General features: G+C 49.3%; 17 protein-coding genes and 1 pseudogene. 4 read left to right on the top strand and 14 right to left on the bottom strand.

Going from position 1 to position 19,661, the window contains the following annotated elements; all coding sequences use genetic code 11:
* Nucleotides 1–107: 107 nt before the first annotated feature.
* The 8 genes from ACFQNG_RS15935 to pruA form a co-directional block, all read right to left on the bottom strand.
* Entirely contained in the window at nt 108–359 is a 252-nt protein-coding gene (locus ACFQNG_RS15935) for a twin-arginine translocase TatA/TatE family subunit (RefSeq protein WP_379866546.1), read from the bottom strand.
* A 103-nt stretch (nt 360–462) separates the two neighbouring features.
* Complete coding sequence (gene uptA / locus ACFQNG_RS15930; protein ID WP_379866544.1) at nt 463–1,068, bottom strand: undecaprenyl phosphate transporter UptA; 606 nt, start codon at nt 1,066–1,068, stop codon at nt 463–465.
* Nucleotides 1,069–1,323: 255 nt separating this feature from the next.
* Nucleotides 1,324–1,716 carry a hypothetical protein gene (locus ACFQNG_RS15925; protein ID WP_379866542.1) on the bottom strand — a complete coding sequence of 131 codons (393 nt, stop codon included), beginning with the start codon at nt 1,714–1,716 and terminating at the stop codon, nt 1,324–1,326.
* 30 nt (nt 1,717–1,746) lie between these two features.
* Nucleotides 1,747–2,400 carry an amino acid ABC transporter permease gene (locus ACFQNG_RS15920; protein WP_379866540.1) on the bottom strand — a complete coding sequence of 218 codons (654 nt, stop codon included), beginning with the start codon at nt 2,398–2,400 and terminating at the stop codon, nt 1,747–1,749.
* A 16-nt stretch (nt 2,401–2,416) separates the two neighbouring features.
* Nucleotides 2,417–3,094: an amino acid ABC transporter permease gene (locus ACFQNG_RS15915; protein WP_379866538.1), complete on the bottom strand. Its 678-nt coding sequence runs from the start codon at nt 3,092–3,094 to the stop codon at nt 2,417–2,419.
* Nucleotides 3,095–3,243: 149 nt separating this feature from the next.
* The gene (locus tag ACFQNG_RS15910) at nt 3,244–4,089 is read right to left on the bottom strand and encodes a transporter substrate-binding domain-containing protein (protein WP_379866536.1); all 846 of its coding nucleotides are present in this window, start codon (nt 4,087–4,089) and stop codon (nt 3,244–3,246) included.
* A gap of 120 nt (nt 4,090–4,209) precedes the next feature.
* Complete coding sequence (locus tag ACFQNG_RS15905) at nt 4,210–4,938, bottom strand: amino acid ABC transporter ATP-binding protein (RefSeq protein ID WP_379866550.1); 729 nt, start codon at nt 4,936–4,938, stop codon at nt 4,210–4,212.
* Between the two features lie 707 nt (nt 4,939–5,645).
* The gene (gene pruA, locus ACFQNG_RS15900) at nt 5,646–7,190 is read right to left on the bottom strand and encodes an L-glutamate gamma-semialdehyde dehydrogenase (RefSeq protein ID WP_379866534.1); all 1,545 of its coding nucleotides are present in this window, start codon (nt 7,188–7,190) and stop codon (nt 5,646–5,648) included.
* 455 nt (nt 7,191–7,645) lie between these two features.
* Between pruA and ACFQNG_RS15895 the strand changes: the two genes are divergently transcribed.
* The 3 genes from ACFQNG_RS15895 to ACFQNG_RS15885 all read left to right on the top strand — a co-directional run bounded on the left by ACFQNG_RS15895 (nt 7,646) and on the right by ACFQNG_RS15885 (nt 9,249).
* Nucleotides 7,646–7,936 (top strand): DUF2935 domain-containing protein, encoded by a 291-nt coding sequence (locus ACFQNG_RS15895; protein ID WP_379866532.1) that lies wholly within the window; start codon nt 7,646–7,648, stop codon nt 7,934–7,936.
* Nucleotides 7,937–7,993: 57 nt separating this feature from the next.
* Nucleotides 7,994–8,734, top strand: a complete 741-nt coding sequence (locus ACFQNG_RS15890) for a YheC/YheD family protein (protein WP_379866530.1) — start codon at nt 7,994–7,996, stop codon at nt 8,732–8,734.
* A gap of 125 nt (nt 8,735–8,859) precedes the next feature.
* Complete coding sequence (locus tag ACFQNG_RS15885) at nt 8,860–9,249, top strand: DUF2512 family protein (RefSeq protein ID WP_379866528.1); 390 nt, start codon at nt 8,860–8,862, stop codon at nt 9,247–9,249.
* Nucleotides 9,250–9,325: 76 nt separating this feature from the next.
* On the opposite strand, the gene ACFQNG_RS15880 is transcribed toward ACFQNG_RS15885, so the two are convergent.
* The 4 genes from ACFQNG_RS15880 to ACFQNG_RS15865 all read right to left on the bottom strand — a co-directional run bounded on the left by ACFQNG_RS15880 (nt 9,326) and on the right by ACFQNG_RS15865 (nt 16,401).
* Nucleotides 9,326–11,098: an acyl-CoA dehydrogenase family protein gene (locus ACFQNG_RS15880; RefSeq protein WP_379866526.1), complete on the bottom strand. Its 1,773-nt coding sequence runs from the start codon at nt 11,096–11,098 to the stop codon at nt 9,326–9,328.
* A gap of 257 nt (nt 11,099–11,355) precedes the next feature.
* The gene (locus tag ACFQNG_RS15875) at nt 11,356–12,537 is read right to left on the bottom strand and encodes an acetyl-CoA C-acyltransferase (RefSeq protein ID WP_379866524.1); all 1,182 of its coding nucleotides are present in this window, start codon (nt 12,535–12,537) and stop codon (nt 11,356–11,358) included.
* A 20-nt stretch (nt 12,538–12,557) separates the two neighbouring features.
* Nucleotides 12,558–14,891: a 3-hydroxyacyl-CoA dehydrogenase/enoyl-CoA hydratase family protein gene (locus ACFQNG_RS15870; protein ID WP_379866548.1), complete on the bottom strand. Its 2,334-nt coding sequence runs from the start codon at nt 14,889–14,891 to the stop codon at nt 12,558–12,560.
* Between the two features lie 319 nt (nt 14,892–15,210).
* Nucleotides 15,211–16,401 (bottom strand): hypothetical protein, encoded by a 1,191-nt coding sequence (locus tag ACFQNG_RS15865; protein WP_379866522.1) that lies wholly within the window; start codon nt 16,399–16,401, stop codon nt 15,211–15,213.
* Nucleotides 16,402–16,653: 252 nt separating this feature from the next.
* Between ACFQNG_RS15865 and ACFQNG_RS15860 the strand changes: the two genes are divergently transcribed.
* Nucleotides 16,654–17,640, top strand: a complete 987-nt coding sequence (locus ACFQNG_RS15860; protein WP_379866520.1) for a ketoacyl-ACP synthase III — start codon at nt 16,654–16,656, stop codon at nt 17,638–17,640.
* Nucleotides 17,641–17,728: 88 nt separating this feature from the next.
* On the opposite strand, the gene ACFQNG_RS15855 is transcribed toward ACFQNG_RS15860, so the two are convergent.
* Together ACFQNG_RS15855 and ACFQNG_RS15850 are read right to left on the bottom strand one after the other, a co-directional pair.
* Complete coding sequence (locus ACFQNG_RS15855; protein ID WP_379866518.1) at nt 17,729–18,115, bottom strand: hypothetical protein; 387 nt, start codon at nt 18,113–18,115, stop codon at nt 17,729–17,731.
* Between the two features lie 632 nt (nt 18,116–18,747).
* Nucleotides 18,748–19,661 (bottom strand): annotated as a pseudogene (locus tag ACFQNG_RS15850) (RNA-guided endonuclease TnpB family protein); the annotation flags it as partial.

The raw sequence follows: 19,661 nt of genomic DNA, 5'->3' as shown, positions 1-19,661 counted from the left end.
TCCCTTTTATATACAAAAACCCTGCGATCAACAAAGTTGATTCGCAGGGTTTGTCAACATTCTCAAGCCAGACAGTCTGATGACTGTCTGGCTTTCTTCTGTTATATTCATTTTGCCTGTGGCTTCACTTCTTCTTTTCCCGTTTCGACTTTTTCGACCGCTGAAGCCGTTTCAGTCACCGTCGTCGCCGCTTGAGGTTTGTCTTTCTTATCGTCATCATCCATCAAGCCATTCGTCGCATTTTTAAATTCGCGAATCGACTTTCCAAGCGCGCGTCCCAGATCAGGCAACTTTTTCGGTCCAAACAGAATGAGGGCCACCACAAAAATCAGAATCCATTCCCATCCGTTAATGCCCATCTATTTCCCCCCTTTAGGCAAGGAAGCAGGTGATGATTCACTCTATAGTATTATACATCCATTTTCTGTTTATGAAAAAGAGAAAGGAAAATGGAAGATTCTCTTACACACTGGATGTTCCTTTCTTTTTCTTCATCCATTGGAACAAAAAGTAGATACCCAGCAACACAGCAGCCCCCACGCCAATTGGGGTCATATAAGGAGCAGCCACTTCTTTGATTTGTTTCCAGTTGTTTCCGAGAACCATGCCCAAATACAAAAACAACACGGACCAAGGGATGACGGCCAAGGTCGTCAACAGGGCAAACTTGCCGACGGGCATCTTGGCGATCCCGGCGGGAATCGAAATCGCATGGCGCACCACGGGGATAAACCGTGCCCCGAAAATCACGCCCGTCCCATAACGGTCGAACCAGCTTTCCGCCACATCCAGATGATGCTGATTAATCAAGACATATTTTCCATACCGCTCAATCAATGGGCGTCCACCGTAGTAACCGGCCCAGTATAAGAAAAGCTGCGCCAATACGCCGCCGATGGTTCCCGCGATCACCGCTCCGGCAAAATGAATCTCTCCGCTGGCGATCAAGAAACCCCCATAAGCCAGCACAATCTCACTTGGAATCACTTCCACCATCAGACCCAGGGCGATTCCCAGGTATCCCAAACCCATGAGCCAATCCAGTACTGAGTAAATGATTTCGTTCATCTAATTCTCCGTCCCTACCTTCAGCTTCACTCATTTCCCCACACAATGATCATATCGAACGATAGAAAAAGCGTCTACCATCCCTCTAAAGATGTCACAAATTAGCGATAGGTGACCGCCGATCATCGGTCAAACCCGAAAATAAAAAAGTACTGTTTCCCACAGTACTTTTCTGATGATCGGCAGCCCTTACGGAGAGGCCGAGACCCATTTCGCGCAAACGTAAGAGTACTGTTCCGCACAGTACTCTTCGTGTTAGCCCACACTTTTATTCATCAGCTTGGTCAACTCTTTTTTTTGCTCTTGCGAACAAAGTGCCAGCGCCTGCATGATTTTTGTTTGCCAGTCTTCTTCCCGCACCAATTGTTCATCAAGCCGTTGTTGTTGTTGTTTCATCGATACGATCTCATGTTTGATCTCTTTCACATCGCGTTCGATCCCGATCAGGCGGTGTTCCCAATTCTCCATCCGCTGCTCCAAGCGCACCATCTCTTCATGCATCCGGTTCATGTCTGTCTTTAATTGCTCGACGCTCGCTCCTTGGACATCCAATCGTTCAAGTACCGCATAGATGAGCGATTTGATCTCCTCCATAACCATCAGCCCCAGACCCTCTTTAATCTCGTTCGCTTTCTCTCTCATGTACATTATATGACAAATGATCCTTCCAAAATTTGTCTATCCTGCTAACTTTTTCTCCAACTGCCGGCTCGCTTGGGAAAGGCTGTAATTAATCACAAAGTAGATCAGCGACACGAAGATCAAGAGAGGCACCGTCATATTATAGTACCGGTTGTATACGATCTGGGCATTATGCATCAATTCAGGCAAAGAGATGGCCACCGCGAGGGAGGTGTCTTTGAGCAAGGAGACAAATTGGCTCACCATGGGTGGAATCATCCGTTTTAAAGCTTGCGGCAAAACGATGTACCACAGGGTCTGCACATAGGTCAATCCAGATGCCCTTGCCGCTTCGATCTGCCCCTTGTCAATGGAATTCAAGCCACTGCGCACAATCTCTCCCACCAGCGAAGAAGTGAAAATCGTCATGCTGATAATGACCGATGTGGTGATCGGCAGCTCCCAACCCCATTCTTTAAAGCCGAAAAATCCAAAGAAGATGATCAAGAGAAGCGGCAAGTTACGGATCGTCTCGATATACAGCGTCGCGATTTGGGATAGCACCGGCAATTTCGTATAACGCAAGGTGCCCAAGATGATTCCAAAAATAAAGCTGAACAGAATCGAAAAAAACGCGACTTCCAAAGTGACCAGCAATCCCTCAAACAAGGTTTGTATAATGTCCGGACGCGTCAAAAATGAAAAATCCATCCGTTCTCCCCCTATCCTATCTCGCTTCCTTCTTCATCCAACGGCGTTCCAAGTAATTGACTAAGAGACTGAGCGGAATCGTCAGCACCAAATAGACGACGGCAACGAAGAGATAGACCGGTGTCACATCCGATTCCGTCGTCGCCTGATCGGTGAAGTACATCAATTCACCGCCCGCGATCACAGCCAAAACAGACGAGTTTTTCACCAGATTGATAAATTGGTTGCCCAGCGGCGGGATTATGAGTTTGAACGCCTGTGGCAAAATAACGTGAGTCATCGCTTGAATATAGGTTAAGCCGGAAGAACGCGCCGCTTCCATCTGCCCGCGCGGCACGGATTGAATGCCCGCCCGAATCACCTCAGCGATATAGGAACTGGTGTAAATGGATAAACCAATCGTCCCCACCATAAACTGCGAAAACTTGATCCCCACTGCGGGCAAAGCGAAAAAGACAAAGAAAATTTGCGCCACGAGGGGGGTATTGCGGATAAACTCGACATACGCCGTTCCGAACCCCTCCAGTAATCTGACACCGGAGATGCGGAAAACGGCAATGACCGTCCCCAAGATGAGACTAAAAATAAGTGCGAGCAAACTAACGGAAATGGTCGTCCATAATCCATCGTAGAATTCTTCCCCGTAAGACTCCAAAAAGCTGAAATCCACCTTCACACCACTCCTTTCAACCATCCTTCTCTAATGGAAACTCCGCCTGCGAAAGCACTTTAGCAAAAACCCCCGGGGGCGGAGTAGCGTCATACTGAACAGGGGATGTTCCCATTCATTCACCTGTTGGGAACAAGCTGGAAACATCCCCGTTTTGAAGCTGGTGTATCTACTTATTTGCTGGGCGAGGCTTGTACCGCTTCACGCGGCAAATCTTTTGGCGGCTCTTGTTTGAACCATTTCTCATACAACTTGCCGTAGGTGCCATCTTGAATGATGTCATCCAGGAATTTATTTACATACGCTTGCAACTCTGTGTTGCCTTTCTTGATGCCAATGCCGTAAGGTTCTTTGGTGAATTGACCGCCTACCAATTTGTAGTTGGGATCTTGTTGCTGCATTCCCATCAAAATGCTGTCGTCCGTGGTCAAGGCATCCACTTGGCCAGCACGCAAAGCGGTGAACGCATCGGCGTAGTTCTCATACAACTGGATTTGCGCATCTGGTTGCACCGCTTTCAGGTTGTTTCCACTGGTTGCCCCTTTGGCGGTCGCCACTTTCTTCCCTTTCGTGTCGGCTACGGATTTGATTGGGCTGTTGTTGGGTACGAGCAGGGATTGTCCGGCCATAAAGTAAACGCGGGAGAAATCCACTTCCTTTTTCCGCTTTTCAGAAATCGTCATCGTCGCGCAGATCAAATCAATGTCCCCGCCGTTTAACAGTTTGATCCGTGTTTTGGAGTTCACTTCTTTCAATTCCAGCTTGGACTCGTCACCCAGCAGGCGTTTGGCCAACTCTTTCATCAAATCCACTTCAAACCCTTTGACTTGTCCGTCTTGAGGATCTTTATATCCGAACAGGTGGGTATCATATTTCACTCCGACAACCAGTTTCCCGCGTTGTTTAATCTCATCCAGCAGATTGCCACTGGCCGGCTTGTCCGCTTCGTTCGTTCCACCGCAAGCGGCGGTAAACACTGCCAAGGCGACAACCAATAAGACGGCGAACCATTTACGCATGCCATTCTCCCCTTTTTCTATGCATTTTCCTTTTTTGACGGGACCGCTCTTTCGGACGATCCACATTTCGCGGCAACTCCCTGCGACTTGCCTTTGCCGTGGGATACTTTTAAAGAATGGTTAATGTTTTAAAATCTTGCTCAAAAAGACACGGGTGCGTTCTTCTTTTGGATTGTTGAAGAATTCTTCAGGAGTGGCATCTTCTAAGATCCGGCCCTCATCCATAAAGATGATGCGGTCAGCCACTTCACGGGCAAAGCCCATTTCGTGCGTCACCACGACCATGGTCATGCCTTCCTTCGCCAAGGTGCGCATCACGTCAAGCACTTCCCCAATCATTTCCGGGTCCAACGCAGAAGTGGGCTCATCAAACAGCATGATCTTGGGCTTCATGGCCAACCCGCGCGCAATCGCGACACGTTGTTGCTGTCCACCCGACAATTGGCTTGGGTAACTGTTCGCTTTCTCCGGAATCCCCACTTTGGTCAAATATTGGTGCGCGATTTCCTCCGCTTCCGCCTTTGCCATCTTTCGGACTTTCAGCGGAGCCAGCGTGATGTTTTCCAACACCGTTTTGTGCGGATACAAGTTGAAATGCTGGAAAACCATGCCGATTTCTTGCCGCAACAGATTGATGTTGGTTTTTTTGTCGCCCACTTTAAATCCATCCACAATCAATTCTCCGTCTGAAATGGTCTCCAGCTTATTGATGCAACGCAATAAGGTGCTTTTGCCCGAGCCGCTGGGCCCCAGGATCACAACCACTTCACCTGCTTCAATTTTCAGGTTGATTTCTTTTAACACTTGAAAATCTCCAAACCACTTGTTTACATTTTCAAAGTGAATGATCTCTCATCCCTCCTATCATTATTATGCAAAAAGGAAAAATAAAGACAGAATTGAACAATAATTGACTAAGTTGAATATATAATTTGTTTAAAAAAATGTCAATGTTAATTGTTGGGCTACAAGTTTGTCTTTTTGTTTATATCTAATACTAGTCTATCTGCTTCAATAAACTACAGAGCGCTACAATAAGTTACAAAAATGCTGATTAAAAGCCCATGGTTTTAATCGAGGGATTGAAAGACGGCGTCACTCATCATCGCCTTTGGGGGTGGCAAAAGCCAAATTTTGTTATAATCGAACATACGAGCGGCGCTCGTTCCTCTGTATGTCATGATATGGGTTCTAGTGGCGAACCACTCTCTTCCACTGGGTAAAATCATGAGAGCGTGCAAATAGGAACTAGGGCGAGTCTGGCAAATCAAGTTGACCCTTGGGAGAAGGAGGAAAAATCTTTTCCCGATAAGCGCCTCGTCTCAAAAATCCTTATCAGTTATTCCCTTTGCGCAACAATCGGAAACATGGTATTATTTTATAAATATAAATATTTTCTCATATAAAAAAGAACCTTCTTATTCACCCATACCTGTTCACATTGCAGTACCGCAAGCCATCAAACCAAGCTTTCTCAACAGAAACATTTTAATATCAAATAAAAAGCTGCCGGGAAGATGGCTCCCGGCAGCTTTTTATTTCATTTTACGCTTATATTATAGTGCTTCAGATACCAACTTAGCTTGGGTGAAGAGCAACAGATAGTCACGGCCTCCCGCTTTGGAGTCCGTACCGGACATGTTGAATCCACCAAATGGATGAACCCCCACAAGCGCACCCGTACATTTGCGGTTAAAGTACAGGTTCCCCACGAAGAACTCTTCGCGCGCGCGCTCCAAGTGCATCCGGTTGCGGGTGATCACGGACCCGGTCAGGCCAAATTCGGTGTTGTTGGCAATGGACAAGGCATGGTCAAAGTCTTTGGCTTTGATGAAAGCAACGACAGGACCAAAGATCTCTTCTTGGGAAATCCGAGCTTGCGGATCCACATCAGCAAATACGGTCGGCTGAATGAAGTAACCATTTCCATCCGCTTTGCCGCCACCCGCCATCAGGCGACCTTCCTGTTTGCCGATCTCGATGTATTCAAGAATCTTGTTGTATGCTTTATCATCAATCACCGGCCCCAAGTCGATGCCCAGTGTTTTCGCTTCGCCCACTTTCAACTCTTTCGTTTTCGCCACCACTTTTTGCAGCACTTCATCATATACGTCTTGATGGACGATCGCACGGGAACATGCGGAACATTTCTGTCCGGAGAAACCAAATGCGGATTTCACGATGCTGTCGACGGCCAAATCGATATCGCAGTCGCTGTCCACCACGATGGAGTCTTTTCCGCCCATTTCAGCCACAACGCGTTTGATCCATTTTTGCCCCGGTACGGTTTTGGCTGCCAATTCGTTAATGCGCAAGCCCACTTCACGAGAACCGGTGAAGGAGATGAACCGGGTTTTTGGATGGGTAACAAAGAATTCGCCCACTTCTTTGCCTGGTCCTGGCACATAGTTGACCACACCGTCCGGCAAACCGGCTTCTTTTAAGATCTCCATGAATTTGTAGGCAATCACATTGGTCGGCGTTGCCGGCTTCAACACAACCGTGTTCCCGGCCACTACTGCGGCCGTGGTCATTCCCACCATGATCGCGAGCGGGAAGTTCCATGGTGGAATCACCGCACCCACGCCGAGCGGAATGTAATACAGGTTGTTGTCTTCACCTGGGATGGAGGTCAATGGTTGGCGGTCGCTCAGACGGATCATCTCACGACCGTAGAATTCCATAAAATCAATCGCTTCAGCCGTATCCGCATCCGCTTCCGGCCAACTTTTGCCCGCTTCCAGCACCATCCAAGCCGAGAACTCATGTTTTTTGCGGCGCAAAATGGCAGCGGCCTTAAACAGGACGCGGGCACGCGCTTCCGGGCTCACCTTTTTCCAGCTTTCGAAAGCGGTGAGTGCCGCTTGCATCGCTTTTTCCGCCAAAGCCGTATCCGCTTCGGATACAATTCCGATCACTTCGTCCAGGTTGGATGGGTTGATCGATTTGACTTTGCGATCCGTTTTGATGTGCTCGCCACCGATGATGATGTCATATTCCTTACCCAGCTCAGATTTCACTTTCTCTAAAGCGGTTTCAAAATCACGACGATTCGCTTCCTGAGAAAAGTCTGTGAATGGTTCGTTACGAAACTCGATCATGCGTGTCCCTCCTAAGGCCAAAATCATTGCATTTGTTATTGTAGCCTACTATCCACCCTACCATTAATCGATGGGCAAAACGAGCCTTGTTTATTTTTATTTCAAACAATATAATAAAAAGGTCTTTTCATCTAATACTATACAATAATAGAATTACAAAGAAAAGGGAATTTCCCGTATCGGTTGAGTGAATCCCTCTTTCACGAAAGCAGCCAAACACCTGATCTCACTTCGTTATTCTGCATGGGCCATTCACTCTTCCTCCACTTGCCCGCATCCGTTCCACCCTGTTCCCTCAGCGAGCCAATCAATACCAGATGGAAAATAATATAATTAAACTTAAAATTTTATAACTATGCAGATCTATCGCATAAACATACGCTCCGCCCACAATACTACCACAAGACTCCCCCGCATAAGCATGGTACTGAATCCCTGTGCGAGGAGGAAGGAACATGCCTGACATCAAAAAGGACATTCGCTTTGAGCAGAGCTTTTGGTTGCCCATATTGCGCGATCACTGCCAATTTATCCTCGATGCGCTCAGTCCCAATGAGGAACAGGAAATCATCCGGGCGACCCGATTGCTACATACATTTTCTCATCTCGCCACCCATGACCCATTTAACCTCACCGCGTCGCAAGAGGCCGCCCAACAGTTAAGGGAGTTTAAACTCCATCTGTTGCGCCGGTTGCGGCCCATTTCCAAAATAGGCAACTTCTCTTGGGCATCCCACCATGCCTGATGTTCCTTTCCGCATAGGATAAAGCAAGAACATCGACAGGGAAGGAACATGATCTCGATGGGAAATATCAAAAGCAAGCAAAATAACGCGCGATTGCTCCGGCAAGACCCTCAACTGAGAAATCACCTGCCCCATATGCTTCCCCTCACCAAAACCAATCTCTCCAGCATGTTGCAAAAATATCACTTTGTTTATTTAAAACCGGATAATTCATGCCAGGGAAAGGGGCTATTTCGCGTTGACCGCTATTCGCCTCACCTCTTTTCACTGCGATCCCGGGATGATGTGCGCCCCCGTCACTACCACTCCCTGAGGAGACTATACAAAAATTTCCTCAAACACAAAATGCCCCGCCGCTATCTGATTCAGCGCGGAATCCGCAGTCAAACGCCATCCGGGCAAATGGTGGATATCCGCGTTCACTTGGCGCGGATCCACGGCAAATGGGTGACGGCAGGCATCGTCGGGCGGGTGGCACCACTTCACCGCATCGCCACCAATGCGTATAGTGGGGGCAAATCTGTCCATGTCTATCCCCTATTGACCAAGAAGTTGGGCTATAACCGCAAGAAAGCGTTTCACACCATGGCCCAGATGATCGCTTTATCCCGTCGAGCCGTGTCCGTGATCAGCCCCCGTTATCCCCGATGGGCGGAATACGGCTTGGATATTGGCATCGATGCCAACGGCCATCTGTGGATCTATGAGATCAATATCAAGCCAGGCGGCTTAGTGTTCAAAAACTTAAGCGCCAAAGCCTATAAACGGATTCTTCTTCTGCACAGATTGGCTCGGTAACCCACCCCCATCCCGGCCAAGGGAAGTGGGTGGGGATGGGTTGCCTCTTGCCGACCGCCTGGGTATAACCCCATTTTAAGCGTGGCATGCTAAAGACAGACGATGAACGCAAGGGGCGAATGTAGATGAGCCATCCATTCCAGTTATTGATAAAATTTATCTATACAAGTCTCATTCTTTATCTCATTTTGGGTTACGCCTATCATGTTCCCACCAACTGGGTCTTGTTTACCAGCATCGTGTTAACCTTGCTCGGCTATGCCATGGATGTCTTTTTTCTCCACCGACTCGGCAATCTGTTCTCAACATTGTCCGATCTGTTGGTGAGCTTTACCGTGGTCTGGTTGATCGGCACCTATGCGTTTGACAGCGACATTGGCATTCAACTGTATAAGCTGCAGCAAGTCCCGCTCTTTCAACTCTCATTGACCATTTCGGTCATCTATAGCGCGATTGAGTGGTTTTTTCATCGTTGGATTCATCGACAAAGCGGCAGGAAAGAATTGTTTCCGTGAAAGGTTTCCCGGAATCACGGCAAAAACCCCTCGTCCTTTACAGGGACCAGGGGTTTTCGCCGCCTAAGGCGGTGATTTACACTACGTATTTCTCCGCATCCAAGATCTGAGCGGCAATGGACCGTTTCAATGCGACTTCGTTCACCGGTTCATGACGGGTCAATTTTTTCAGCACGGACAGTTGGGTGCGCAATACGTCGCCTTCTTCCAATGCGGCTAACGTATGACGGGCAAACGCATCCACGCGCTGGAACGACTCGTAAATGAAGGCACGGGTGTAGTCGATTTTGAGTTGCTCTTTGTCTTCGCCATTCTTGGCGATGGCTTTTTTGGTGCGCAAGAGCGCGCTTTCCATGGCAAAGGTTTCAATCGCAATGTCGGCAATGTCACGCAGGATCTCTTGCTCTTTATTCAGTTGCTCTTCGTATTTTTGCACAGCGAGGCCGGCAACCATCAGGAAGACTTTTTTGGCGTTTTCCACCAAATGCTCTTCCGCTTCCAATGTGGGGGCATCCTCTTCCGGCAGCCGTGGCATCATGCTGAGGAGTTCTTCTTGAAGTTCCATCCCCGCTTGCAAGAGCGGCAATTCTCCCTTCATCGCCTTTCTCATCAGGGTTGCCGGAATGAGCAAGCGGTTGATTTCGTTGGTTCCTTCGAAGATGCGGTTAATCCGGGAATCACGGTACATGTTTTCGATTTCGTATTCGTTCATGAATCCGTAACCACCGTGAATTTGCACCCCTTCATCCACTACATAATCCAGCACTTCGGAGCCGAATACTTTGGCGATGGAACATTCGATGGCCAGCTCGCCGATCGCTTCGGCCACAACAGCTCCTTCTGCGTTTTCCACACCTTCCAAACCGGCTTCAAATAAGCCTGCCACACGATAAGCCAAGCTTTCCAGCGCATAGATTTTGGTGGCCATGGTCGCCAGTTTCTCACGGATGAGGCCGAATTTGGCAATCGGAATGTTAAACTGTTTGCGCTCTTTGGCGTATTTGGCAGAGATTTCCAAGGCCCGTTTGGAAGAGCCCAAGGTGCCGACCGCCAGTTTGTAACGACCGATATTCAGGATGTTAAAGGCGATTTTGTGCCCTTTGCCCACTTCACCGAGCAGGTTTTCCACCGGCACTTTGGCGTCTTGCAGAATGAGGGTACGGGTGGAAGAACCTTTGATCCCCATCTTTTTCTCTTCCGGCCCGACGGATACGCCCGGGAAGTTGCGTTCGACGATGAAGGCGGTAAATTTGTCGCCATCCACTTTCGCATAGACGACAAAGACATCGGCAAAGCCGGAGTTGGTGATCCATTGTTTTTCTCCATTAAGGATGTAGTGCTTGCCATCCGGGCTCAAGACCGCGGTGGTTTTCGCCCCCAAGGCATCGGACCCGGAGCTTGGTTCGGTGAGGGCATAGGCCGCAAAAGTTTGCCCTGTCGCCAAGCCAGGGAGGTATTTTTTCTTTTGTTCTTCATTGCCGAAGAAGACGATAGGCAAGGTTCCGATGCCGACGTGGGCGCCATGGGACAGGCCAAAGGCACGGCCAAGGGAGATTTTCTCGGTGATGAGGCTGGAGCTGATTTTGTCTAAGCCGAGCCCATCGTATTTCTCCGGTACGTCGGCGCCGAGCAAGCCCAATTCGCCCGCTTCACGCAAGAGGCGCACGGTATGTTCGAATTTGTGCTCTTCGATTTCGTGCAGTACGGGCCATACTTTATCTTTGACGAAGTCTTCGGTTGTTTTGGCGATCATCTTTTGTTCGTCGTTAAATTCCTCAGGGGTGAATACGTCTTGCAATTCGGCTTGTTCCAGCAGGAATGCGCCGCCTTTTACTTTTTTGTCCGCCATTGCTGTCATCCTCCCGAATTCTTAAATGAAATGAGGGTTGGCTTAAGATTATGTTGTTAGTCGGTCGTCCATGTTGTTGCAAGTCATGCTTAGTGAAAGTCTTTTATGAGCTTAGCATGACAGTACTCCGCGATTAGCGGAGTGCTGTGCCCAATCATGGACTCCCTCCGCGATACTGGCCGTTCTTGGCGAAACAACTAAACTACCCATTTAAGTCTTGTAAAGTACCAAGAAATAACGTTTTTCTTACAAAACTCTTAAGAAATCCGTTCAATCAGACCCGCAGCGCCCATTCCGCCACCAATGCACATGGTGACCAAGCCATACCGTCCGTTGCGCCGCTCCAGCTCGTTCAAGATGGAGACGGTCAGCTTCGCTCCGGAGCATCCGAGCGGGTGGCCCAAGGCGATAGCGCCGCCGTTGACGTTGACGATCTCCGGATTCAAGCCAAGTTCGCGGATGACCGCCAAGGATTGGGAAGCGAAGGCTTCATTCAATTCAACTAGGTCGATCTCGTCTAAGCTGACACCGGTTTTGGCGAGTAGCTTCGGCACAGCCGCCACAGGTCCGATCCCCATGACATCGGGGTCCACTCCACCCAGGGTAAACCCACGGAAAATGGCCAATGGCTTCACGCCCAAGGCTTCGGCTTTTTCGCGGGACATGATCAAGACCGCCGCCGCCCCGTCACTGGTTTGTGAAGAGTTCCCCGCCGTCACGGTACCTTTTACATGGAACACGGGACGCAATTTGCCGAGCGCTTCCAGGTTGGTGTCTGGGCGCACGCCTTCATCGGTGTCAAACACCTGTTCAGTGAATTGCAACTTTCCTTTGGCATTGAAGGAGTGTTGTTTGACGGTGATGGGGACAATTTCGTCTTTGAACTTGCCGGACTGAATGGCGGCGTAGGCTTTTTGGTGGCTGGCAAGGGCAAATTGGTCTTGCTCTTCCCGCGTCACGTTATACCGCTTTGCCACTTCTTCGGCGGTGTGGCCCATGGACATGTAGGCTTCCGGCAAATGCTCCATCAGATGGGGGTTGGGTGCTGGTTTGTACCCTCCCATCGGCACGAGGCTCATGCTTTCAACGCCACCCGCAATCATGATATCGGCAAAGCCCGTCATGACTTTCTCCGCGGCGATGGCGATCGTCTGCAAACCGGAAGCGCAGAAACGGTTGACCGTCATCCCCGGCACATCGGTCGGCAAGCCGGCACGCAAGGCGACAATGCGAGCCATGTTCATGCCTTGTTCACCCTCGGGGAAAGCGCACCCCAACACGACATCCTCAATTTCTTTCGGGTCTACTTGCGGGACGCGGCGCAATAAGTCTTTTACCACCTCTGCGGCCAGGTCATCTGGTCGGGTATGTCTCAACGAGCCTTTCCCCGCTTTGCCGACCGCCGTTCTCGCCCCAGCGACAATCACAGCTTCACGCATAATCTCTCCTCCTTCTCCCTCTAGTTGCGAAGCGGTTTGCCTTTCGACAACATATATTGCATCCGTGCTTGCGTCTTCGGTTCCCCAATCAAGCTGAGGAAGGCTTCCCGTTCAATGTCAAGCAGGTACTGTTCACTCACCAAGGTTCCTTCAGGCACGTTGCCACCGGATAAAACATAGGCGAGTTTGTCAGCGATTTTGTAATCGTGTTCGGAGATGTGGCCTGACTTCAACAAGCCGTAAGCCCCCAATTTCAACACGTTATACCCGGTTTCACCGACCACGGGGATCTTTCGTGGTTTTGGCGCCTGATAACCGGCGCGGTCCAGACCCAAGGCCACCTGTTTGGCATCATGGATGAGATGGTCGCGGTTGACCGTGATACCATCGTAAGCGCGGAGGAACTTGTACTGGCGCGCTTCCAGCCCGCTGGTCGACACTTTGGCCTGCCCGATGGCCATAAAGATATGGTTGACCAGGGGTTGCAACGAAACGCGATCATTTGGATCGACCCCTTCGGTCCAGCGCAATAACATCTCTTTGTTTCCGCCGCCGCCCGGAATGAGGCCCACACCCACTTCCACCAATCCCATGTACGTTTCCCCGGCGGCTTGGATACGGTCACATGGCAAACAAACTTCCACTCCTCCACCCAGCGTCAAACCGTACGGGGCCGCTACCACAGGACGGTCCAGTGTGCGCAAGGAACCCATCGCGCCTTGGAATTGGCGAACCATCAAGTCAATTTCAAACCAGTTGTGGTCTTGCGCTTCCATCAGCATCAACATGAGGTTGGCACCCACACAGAAGTTGGCCGCTTCGGCCGAGATGACCAGACCGCGGTAATTGGCACTCACTTCTTTAACGGCAGTGTTGATCATGGAGATGATATCGGCGCCAATCGCTTGCTTCGGTGAGTGGAATTCCAAGCAGGCAATATCGTCTCCGATATCGATCAAACTTGCTCCACGGTTGCTTTTGATGACCTTTCCTTGCTCTTTCAATCGGGCCAGTGAAACCACTTTTTCATGCTCTTCCACTTCGCCCCATTGGCCACCGATCTGGAATGCGTACGGCTTCCCTTCCTTCACTTGATAGAAATGGGTGTGCCCGGCGGCAATCCATGCTTCCACCCAATCCGGAATCGTTTCTCCTTCTTCTTTCATCCGCTCCACCGATTTGACCAACCCGATGGCGTCCCATGCTTCAAATGGGCCCAAGTCCCAGTTGAAACCCCATTTCATCGCCTGGTCGACACTGACGATGTCTCCCGCGATCTCCTCTAAGCGCTTGGCGGAGTATAACAACACTTTCTTGGTGATCGACCAAGCCAGTTTGCCCGCCGTATCATCCGCATACACCAGTGCTTGCAACTGCTCCGGCAAGCTTTTGGCCTTTTTGGACTGTTCCAATGAGCGCGCTTTCAATTTTTTGCGCGGCCGATATTCCATCGTTGCCAAGTCCAAGGCATAAATCTCTTTCCCGGCCTCCGTTTTTACTTTTTTGTAAAAGCCTTGGCCTGTTTTTTCACCCAACCATTTTTTCTCCACCATCTGTTTCAGGAACGGAGAAACTTCAAATGCCGCTTTCTCTTCTTCATCGCTTGCGTTTTCATGCACATTGCCTGCCACATGCACAAATGTGTCCAAACCCACCAAGTCGAGGGTGCGGAAGGTGGCGCTTTTGGGCCGCCCCATCGCACGTCCGGTCACGGTATCCACTTCATCCGGCCCCAAGCCCAACTCCAACATCGCTTGCAGGGTGACCTGCAAACCATAGGTCCCGATGCGGTTGGCGATAAAGTTCGGCGTATCTTTGCAGAGCACAACCCCTTTGCCCAACACTTCCTCGGCAAATCGCTTCATTTCGCTGACAATTTGCGGATCGGTGCTGGACCCGGGAATAATCTCCAATAGCTTCATATAACGGGGCGGGTTAAAGAAGTGCGTCCCCAAAAAATGGCGGCGAAACGCTTCACTTCTTCCTTCCACCATTTTGTTGATCGAAATGCCGGATGTATTGGAGCTTACCACCGTTCCCGGTTTCCAGACTTGCTCCAAACGTTCATACAAACTTTGTTTAATCGAAAGGTTTTCTACAACAACCTCAATGACCCAATCGACTTCCGCTAAACGGTGGAAATCATCTTCCATATTGCCGACTTCGATGAGCGCCGCCACTTCTTTGGTGTAAAGAGGGGACGGCTTCTCTTTGAACAAGCGCTCTTTTCCCAACTGAGCCAGACGATTGCGTTCCTTCTTATCCTTACTCTCCATCGACTCACGTGGAACGATGTCCAAGAGCAGGGTGGGGATGCCCACATTAGCGAGGTGACCGGCAATCGCCGCTCCCATCACGCCTGCACCCAAGACTGCCGCTTTTTTGATGCGTGCCAACGATGATTCCTCCTCTCAAATTCGCCTCTTGTCTGAATGAACAGTCATTCATTAAGTGGCGTGAAAAAAACCCCTCCAACTGGATAGAGTTTCAACTAAGCGCAATCATTTAGAAATGGGTAAATTTTATATCATTTAATAATATTATTTCTCTGTTTTTTTCATGCGTCAAGGGGGGAAAATATTTTTTTTCAACTTTCTTTTCTTTTGGATGCTCAAACCACTATCCGCACAGCAAAATCAACCGTTTCATCATCGGAACCTTCTGCGGAAAAATTCACATGTTGCGGTAGACCCAAATCCACAAAACGACCCCCAAGACAAATAAGATCCCAAACAACCCCAAGGCCCATTCGGTGGGCAAATCCCGAAAGCTCCAACCATCTTCCCCCGTATCCGGATGGTGCCCCGGCGGGTCTGCCCCCTGTGGGTCATCAGGCTGGGCCGGACCATCTTGGCCGTCATCTGGGTTGTCCGGCGGTGTTTGGGGCGGAGGTTCCATTCCCGGCGTGTGGGGCGTTTTTAAGGAAAAGACCACATCATCGCCCAAATGGCGCGTTTTCCCGTCTACGGTGCCTGTAAAGAAAACAATCGCTGAGTATTTCCCGACTTTGAGACCCTGGAACAGATGGGAAACTTCCGTCTCCTGTTGTTTCCTCAACTCCACGGATTTCACGATGTTCCCACTGGCGTTTTTCAAATCAAACCGCCAGTTGCCACTTGCACTTTGGCCGTACAGAAGATTGCCGGTCACTTTTAATCCTTTCTGACCAGATGAAACGGTGGCATGTATTCCTTCCTTGACATAATGACACTCTTTCTCGACAAAATATTGATGGTGATTGATAATGCCATCAAACTGCAGGTCAGCCTGTACTTTTCCCGGTGTATTGCCTATCCGTATGAAGGAGGTATCCCGATCCCCCACTTGCCGAAACGCCCGCTTTGTTTCCTTTTCAATATACGTCCAGCTTCCTTCCACATGCGCCTGCGGATCAACGGTTAACCGGGCATACAGATAATACCGCGCCCTCTTGGGGTCAAAAGCCACCCCGCACTGGATACGAACCTCATCCTCATTGTCGGGCGGCGGCACCTTAAATGATTTGGTTACCACCGTCTTTTCGGTTTGCGCCTCCGGCGCCGTCGGTTCAACGGTGATCGTCACCCGATAAGTTTTGCCGATCGCGAACAGTTTGCCATCAAAAGTGGTGTCACACTCTTTGACAATGCATTCCTTTACCACTTGGGTTCCGATCCCATCAATCGCATATGTCCAACTTGCTTTTTTGGTGTCATCCTTCGGCAGGTCAGGAAAGGACGTGTAAAAAACCAGCCCCCCATCTTCGTTATATACCTTCAAATCCAGCTTGGAGGCTTCTTCCGCATGAAGAAGCCCCTCCCCTGCGCCAAGCAGCACGAACACAGGTAAAAGAAGGGCGCTGATCCAGCGTTTCCACTTCGACATAACGGCCTCCCTTTTGACAAATATCGATTTAATTTCCAAATTTTCTATATATTACATTAATTATATCATACTGAGAACCCCGCTGGCAGTCCTCTTTTCCATCTTATTCGCCAGCTGCTCAAATGATTCGCTTTCCGCATCAGGCAGGGGGATAATGAGGGAGGTGGAAGTCTCCCTTTTCCTTTAGGCCAATATAGGGTATACTCATTTTAGTACCAGGTTTTAATATCAGGTGTTAAAAAGGAGGCTTACATGATTCAATCTCAAGCGAAAATTTCCGGCATCGGTACGTATCTGCCGCAACAACGGCTTACCAATGCCGATTTGGAACAACTTGTCGACACCTCCGATGAATGGATCGTCCCCCGTACCGGCATTCGCGAACGACGTGTTTCCGCACCAGACGAATGGACAAGCCATCTGGCAATCAATGCTGTGAACAACCTGCTTGAGCGTTATCCGGTTACACTGGACGAGGTTGACCTGGTCTTGGTTGCCACCGTGACTCCCGACACCACGTTTCCCAGTGTCGCATGCTTGGTCCAAGATCACTTTGGTCTTCAGGGCACAGGAGCCGTGGATCTTTCCGCCGCCTGTGCGGGTTTTGTCTACGCCCTTCACGTTGCCAATGGGATGATCACCTCTGGACTCCACCGCAAGATTCTCGTCATCGCCGCCGAAACGTTGACCAAAATCACGGATTATACTGATCGCTCCACCTGCATTTTACTCGGGGACGGAGCCGGTGCCGCGATGGTTGAAGCTTGTCCGCCTGAAGAGGCCAGCTTTATTCAAACCCTTATGACGACAGATGGGTCCGCCGGCGTTCATCTGTATAAAAGTGATCTCGCCACCCATCTCCAGGGCAAAGAGATTATTAAAAACGGTTGCATGATCCAGAATGGGCGGGAAGTGTTCAAGATCGCGGTGGGCACCCTGACACGGGAAATCCCGCACTTATTGGAACAGGCCGAGCATACGCTTTCGCAAATTGATTGGTTTATCCCGCACAGCGCCAACTTGCGCATCGTCGACGCCATCTGTGAGCGGCTTAAATTCCCTCAGGAAAAGACACTCTTTAGTGCTGAATATTTCGGAAATACCTCCTCTGCTTCCATCCCGCTCGCCTTGCAGATGGGCTTGGATGAAGGCAAAGTGAAACGCGGCGACCTGTTGTTGTTGTCCGGATTTGGCGGCGGCTTTGTACATATGAGCTCACTGATCCGTTGGACGATCTAAAAATGGAGGGGGGGCTCTACCTGATTGGCGAGACCCCCTCTCTCATGCTGGCAACCCTGAATATGAACTTGTCCATCTCAACCCATCCTTATGCTTGTTGTGCCCGTGCGGGCGTAGTCCGTGGCCGCAGGGCGGGTGTTTGCGGAATGTATTTTTTCACCTGCTGAAACGCCAATACGCCCCACCATAAATAGTGAACCAAACAAAATGCCGTGATGTGCACCCACAGTTCCATCTGTGGAAGCAAATCGGCCGCAAGCACATAAGAAGGCAAGATCGCCCATTGCGCCTTCTCACCAACCGCTTCCGCCATGTCCCAATAGTAAACCTCTTCCACGCGATTCACTTTGTCGCGGTAGGCCAGCTTCAAAAACGGACGCACACAGTTGTAATAGAAAAAGCCCGGAATACCCAACAAACGGCGATTCGCGGCCACCATGAAATAGGTCAGGATGATGAGTAAGAGATAAGTCATGTGATTCACCCCGATGTGAAAGTCGTCATTAAAATAATACTATACATTTTTCTTTATTTTTGACTCATTTCCTGCCTCAAACCGTTAATTTTGCACCTATTTTACGATGAAGCGGACAGAACTTCTCCAATCAATTATAAGAAAAGGCAAAAAAGATAATACAGTTTAATAAAATAGCAAATTTCCTTCGCAATTGCAAGAGGGACTCCCGTTTTTCCCATTATTTTTCGTGAAAAAACCGCTAACTTTTTCAATTGTCAACGATCATTTTACACTGCCGCATTCACCGTCGGGGCGCGGGATGACATCCATGATTTCATTTGTTAGCTTTCTTATATTCGCCCTGTTCCAGCCTCTTGTTGGCAAATGGATAGACCAATTGGGCATTCGCAGGATCTTTTTTGTGAGCACCCTGATCATAGGGGTTTTTGTCTTAGCTTGATGGTTGTACTCAAACCCCTAATTGAGACTCCACACGGCTGAAGCCGTGGGATTCTTGGATAGTTAATGTCCTCAATCCATTTCTGCTTTGGACAACTTCCAAGTTCAGGGCTGTCTCATCAGCCCATCCCATACAGTTCTACAACATCGTTGCATGTACCCATATGGGCGGCGTACCTATTACCAGTACGCTAGGCGGCGAGTCCGGATATCGCCTTACCTATATTGATTGCTCCGTTTAAGTCTGCATGGCAGGTATAGCCACACCGCTTACACTGGAAGCGAAGCCCCTTTCGATTCGCTTTTTCACGATGACCACATTTGCAGGTTTGACTGGTATATTCCGCTTTGACTTCTTCAAAGCGGATCCCAGCCATCTCCGCTTTATAGCGGATGAATTCTTTGAGTTGGTAGAACGCCCATGAGTGAAGATTTCTCCCTGCTTCTTTTTTAGATTTGGCTCTGTTGCGAATGTCGGTCAAGTCTTCCATGCGAATGACACCCACACCGTGGGCGAGTGCATAGTTGACAATGTGCCGACTGATCCGATGGTTCTGATTTTTCATCCAACGGGATTCTTTATTCTTTGACTTCTTAATTGCTGAAAGTTTCTTGGTTTTGCCCAGTTTTCTACGTCTAGCTGAATAGCGCCTCCGAGTATAAGCACATTCATTTCCTTTAAAAAAGAGAGACTGGGTTCCCACACTGGCTACAGCTATAAGTCTACTCCCATCGCTTTTTGATCTTGGCTTTTCTGCACATCAAATGAGATGGCAATAGCCAGAACCCATTTCTGTTTCTTCTTGTAGAGCTTTCCGGCTCCTTGCTTGGCAGTGCCCGCTATGATTCGTTCTAACCATGCTTGTTGAAAAGGACGAGCCACTACAGGAACGCCAATCTTCTTTTCTAGAGTGGGAAAAGCAACTGTGTAGAAAGCTCCCGCTTTCTCTATTTTTAGATTCTGATTATTAAAGCAACACCACATCTTCTTAAAGGTCTTCGCTTCTTGATTTTTCATTTGGGACTTCACTTCACGAATTGTTTGATTCGTGACAGCCGAAGGGAACGTTTCAGAAGAAAATTCTTTGAATATCTTACTTGTTGC

Origin of the sequence: Laceyella putida (assembly GCF_042665195.1) — a bacterium.
GTDB lineage: Bacteria > Bacillota > Bacilli > Thermoactinomycetales > Thermoactinomycetaceae > Laceyella > Laceyella putida.
The sequence above is the reverse complement of the archived record's forward strand: the minus strand, read 5'-3'. Positions and strand labels throughout refer to the sequence as shown.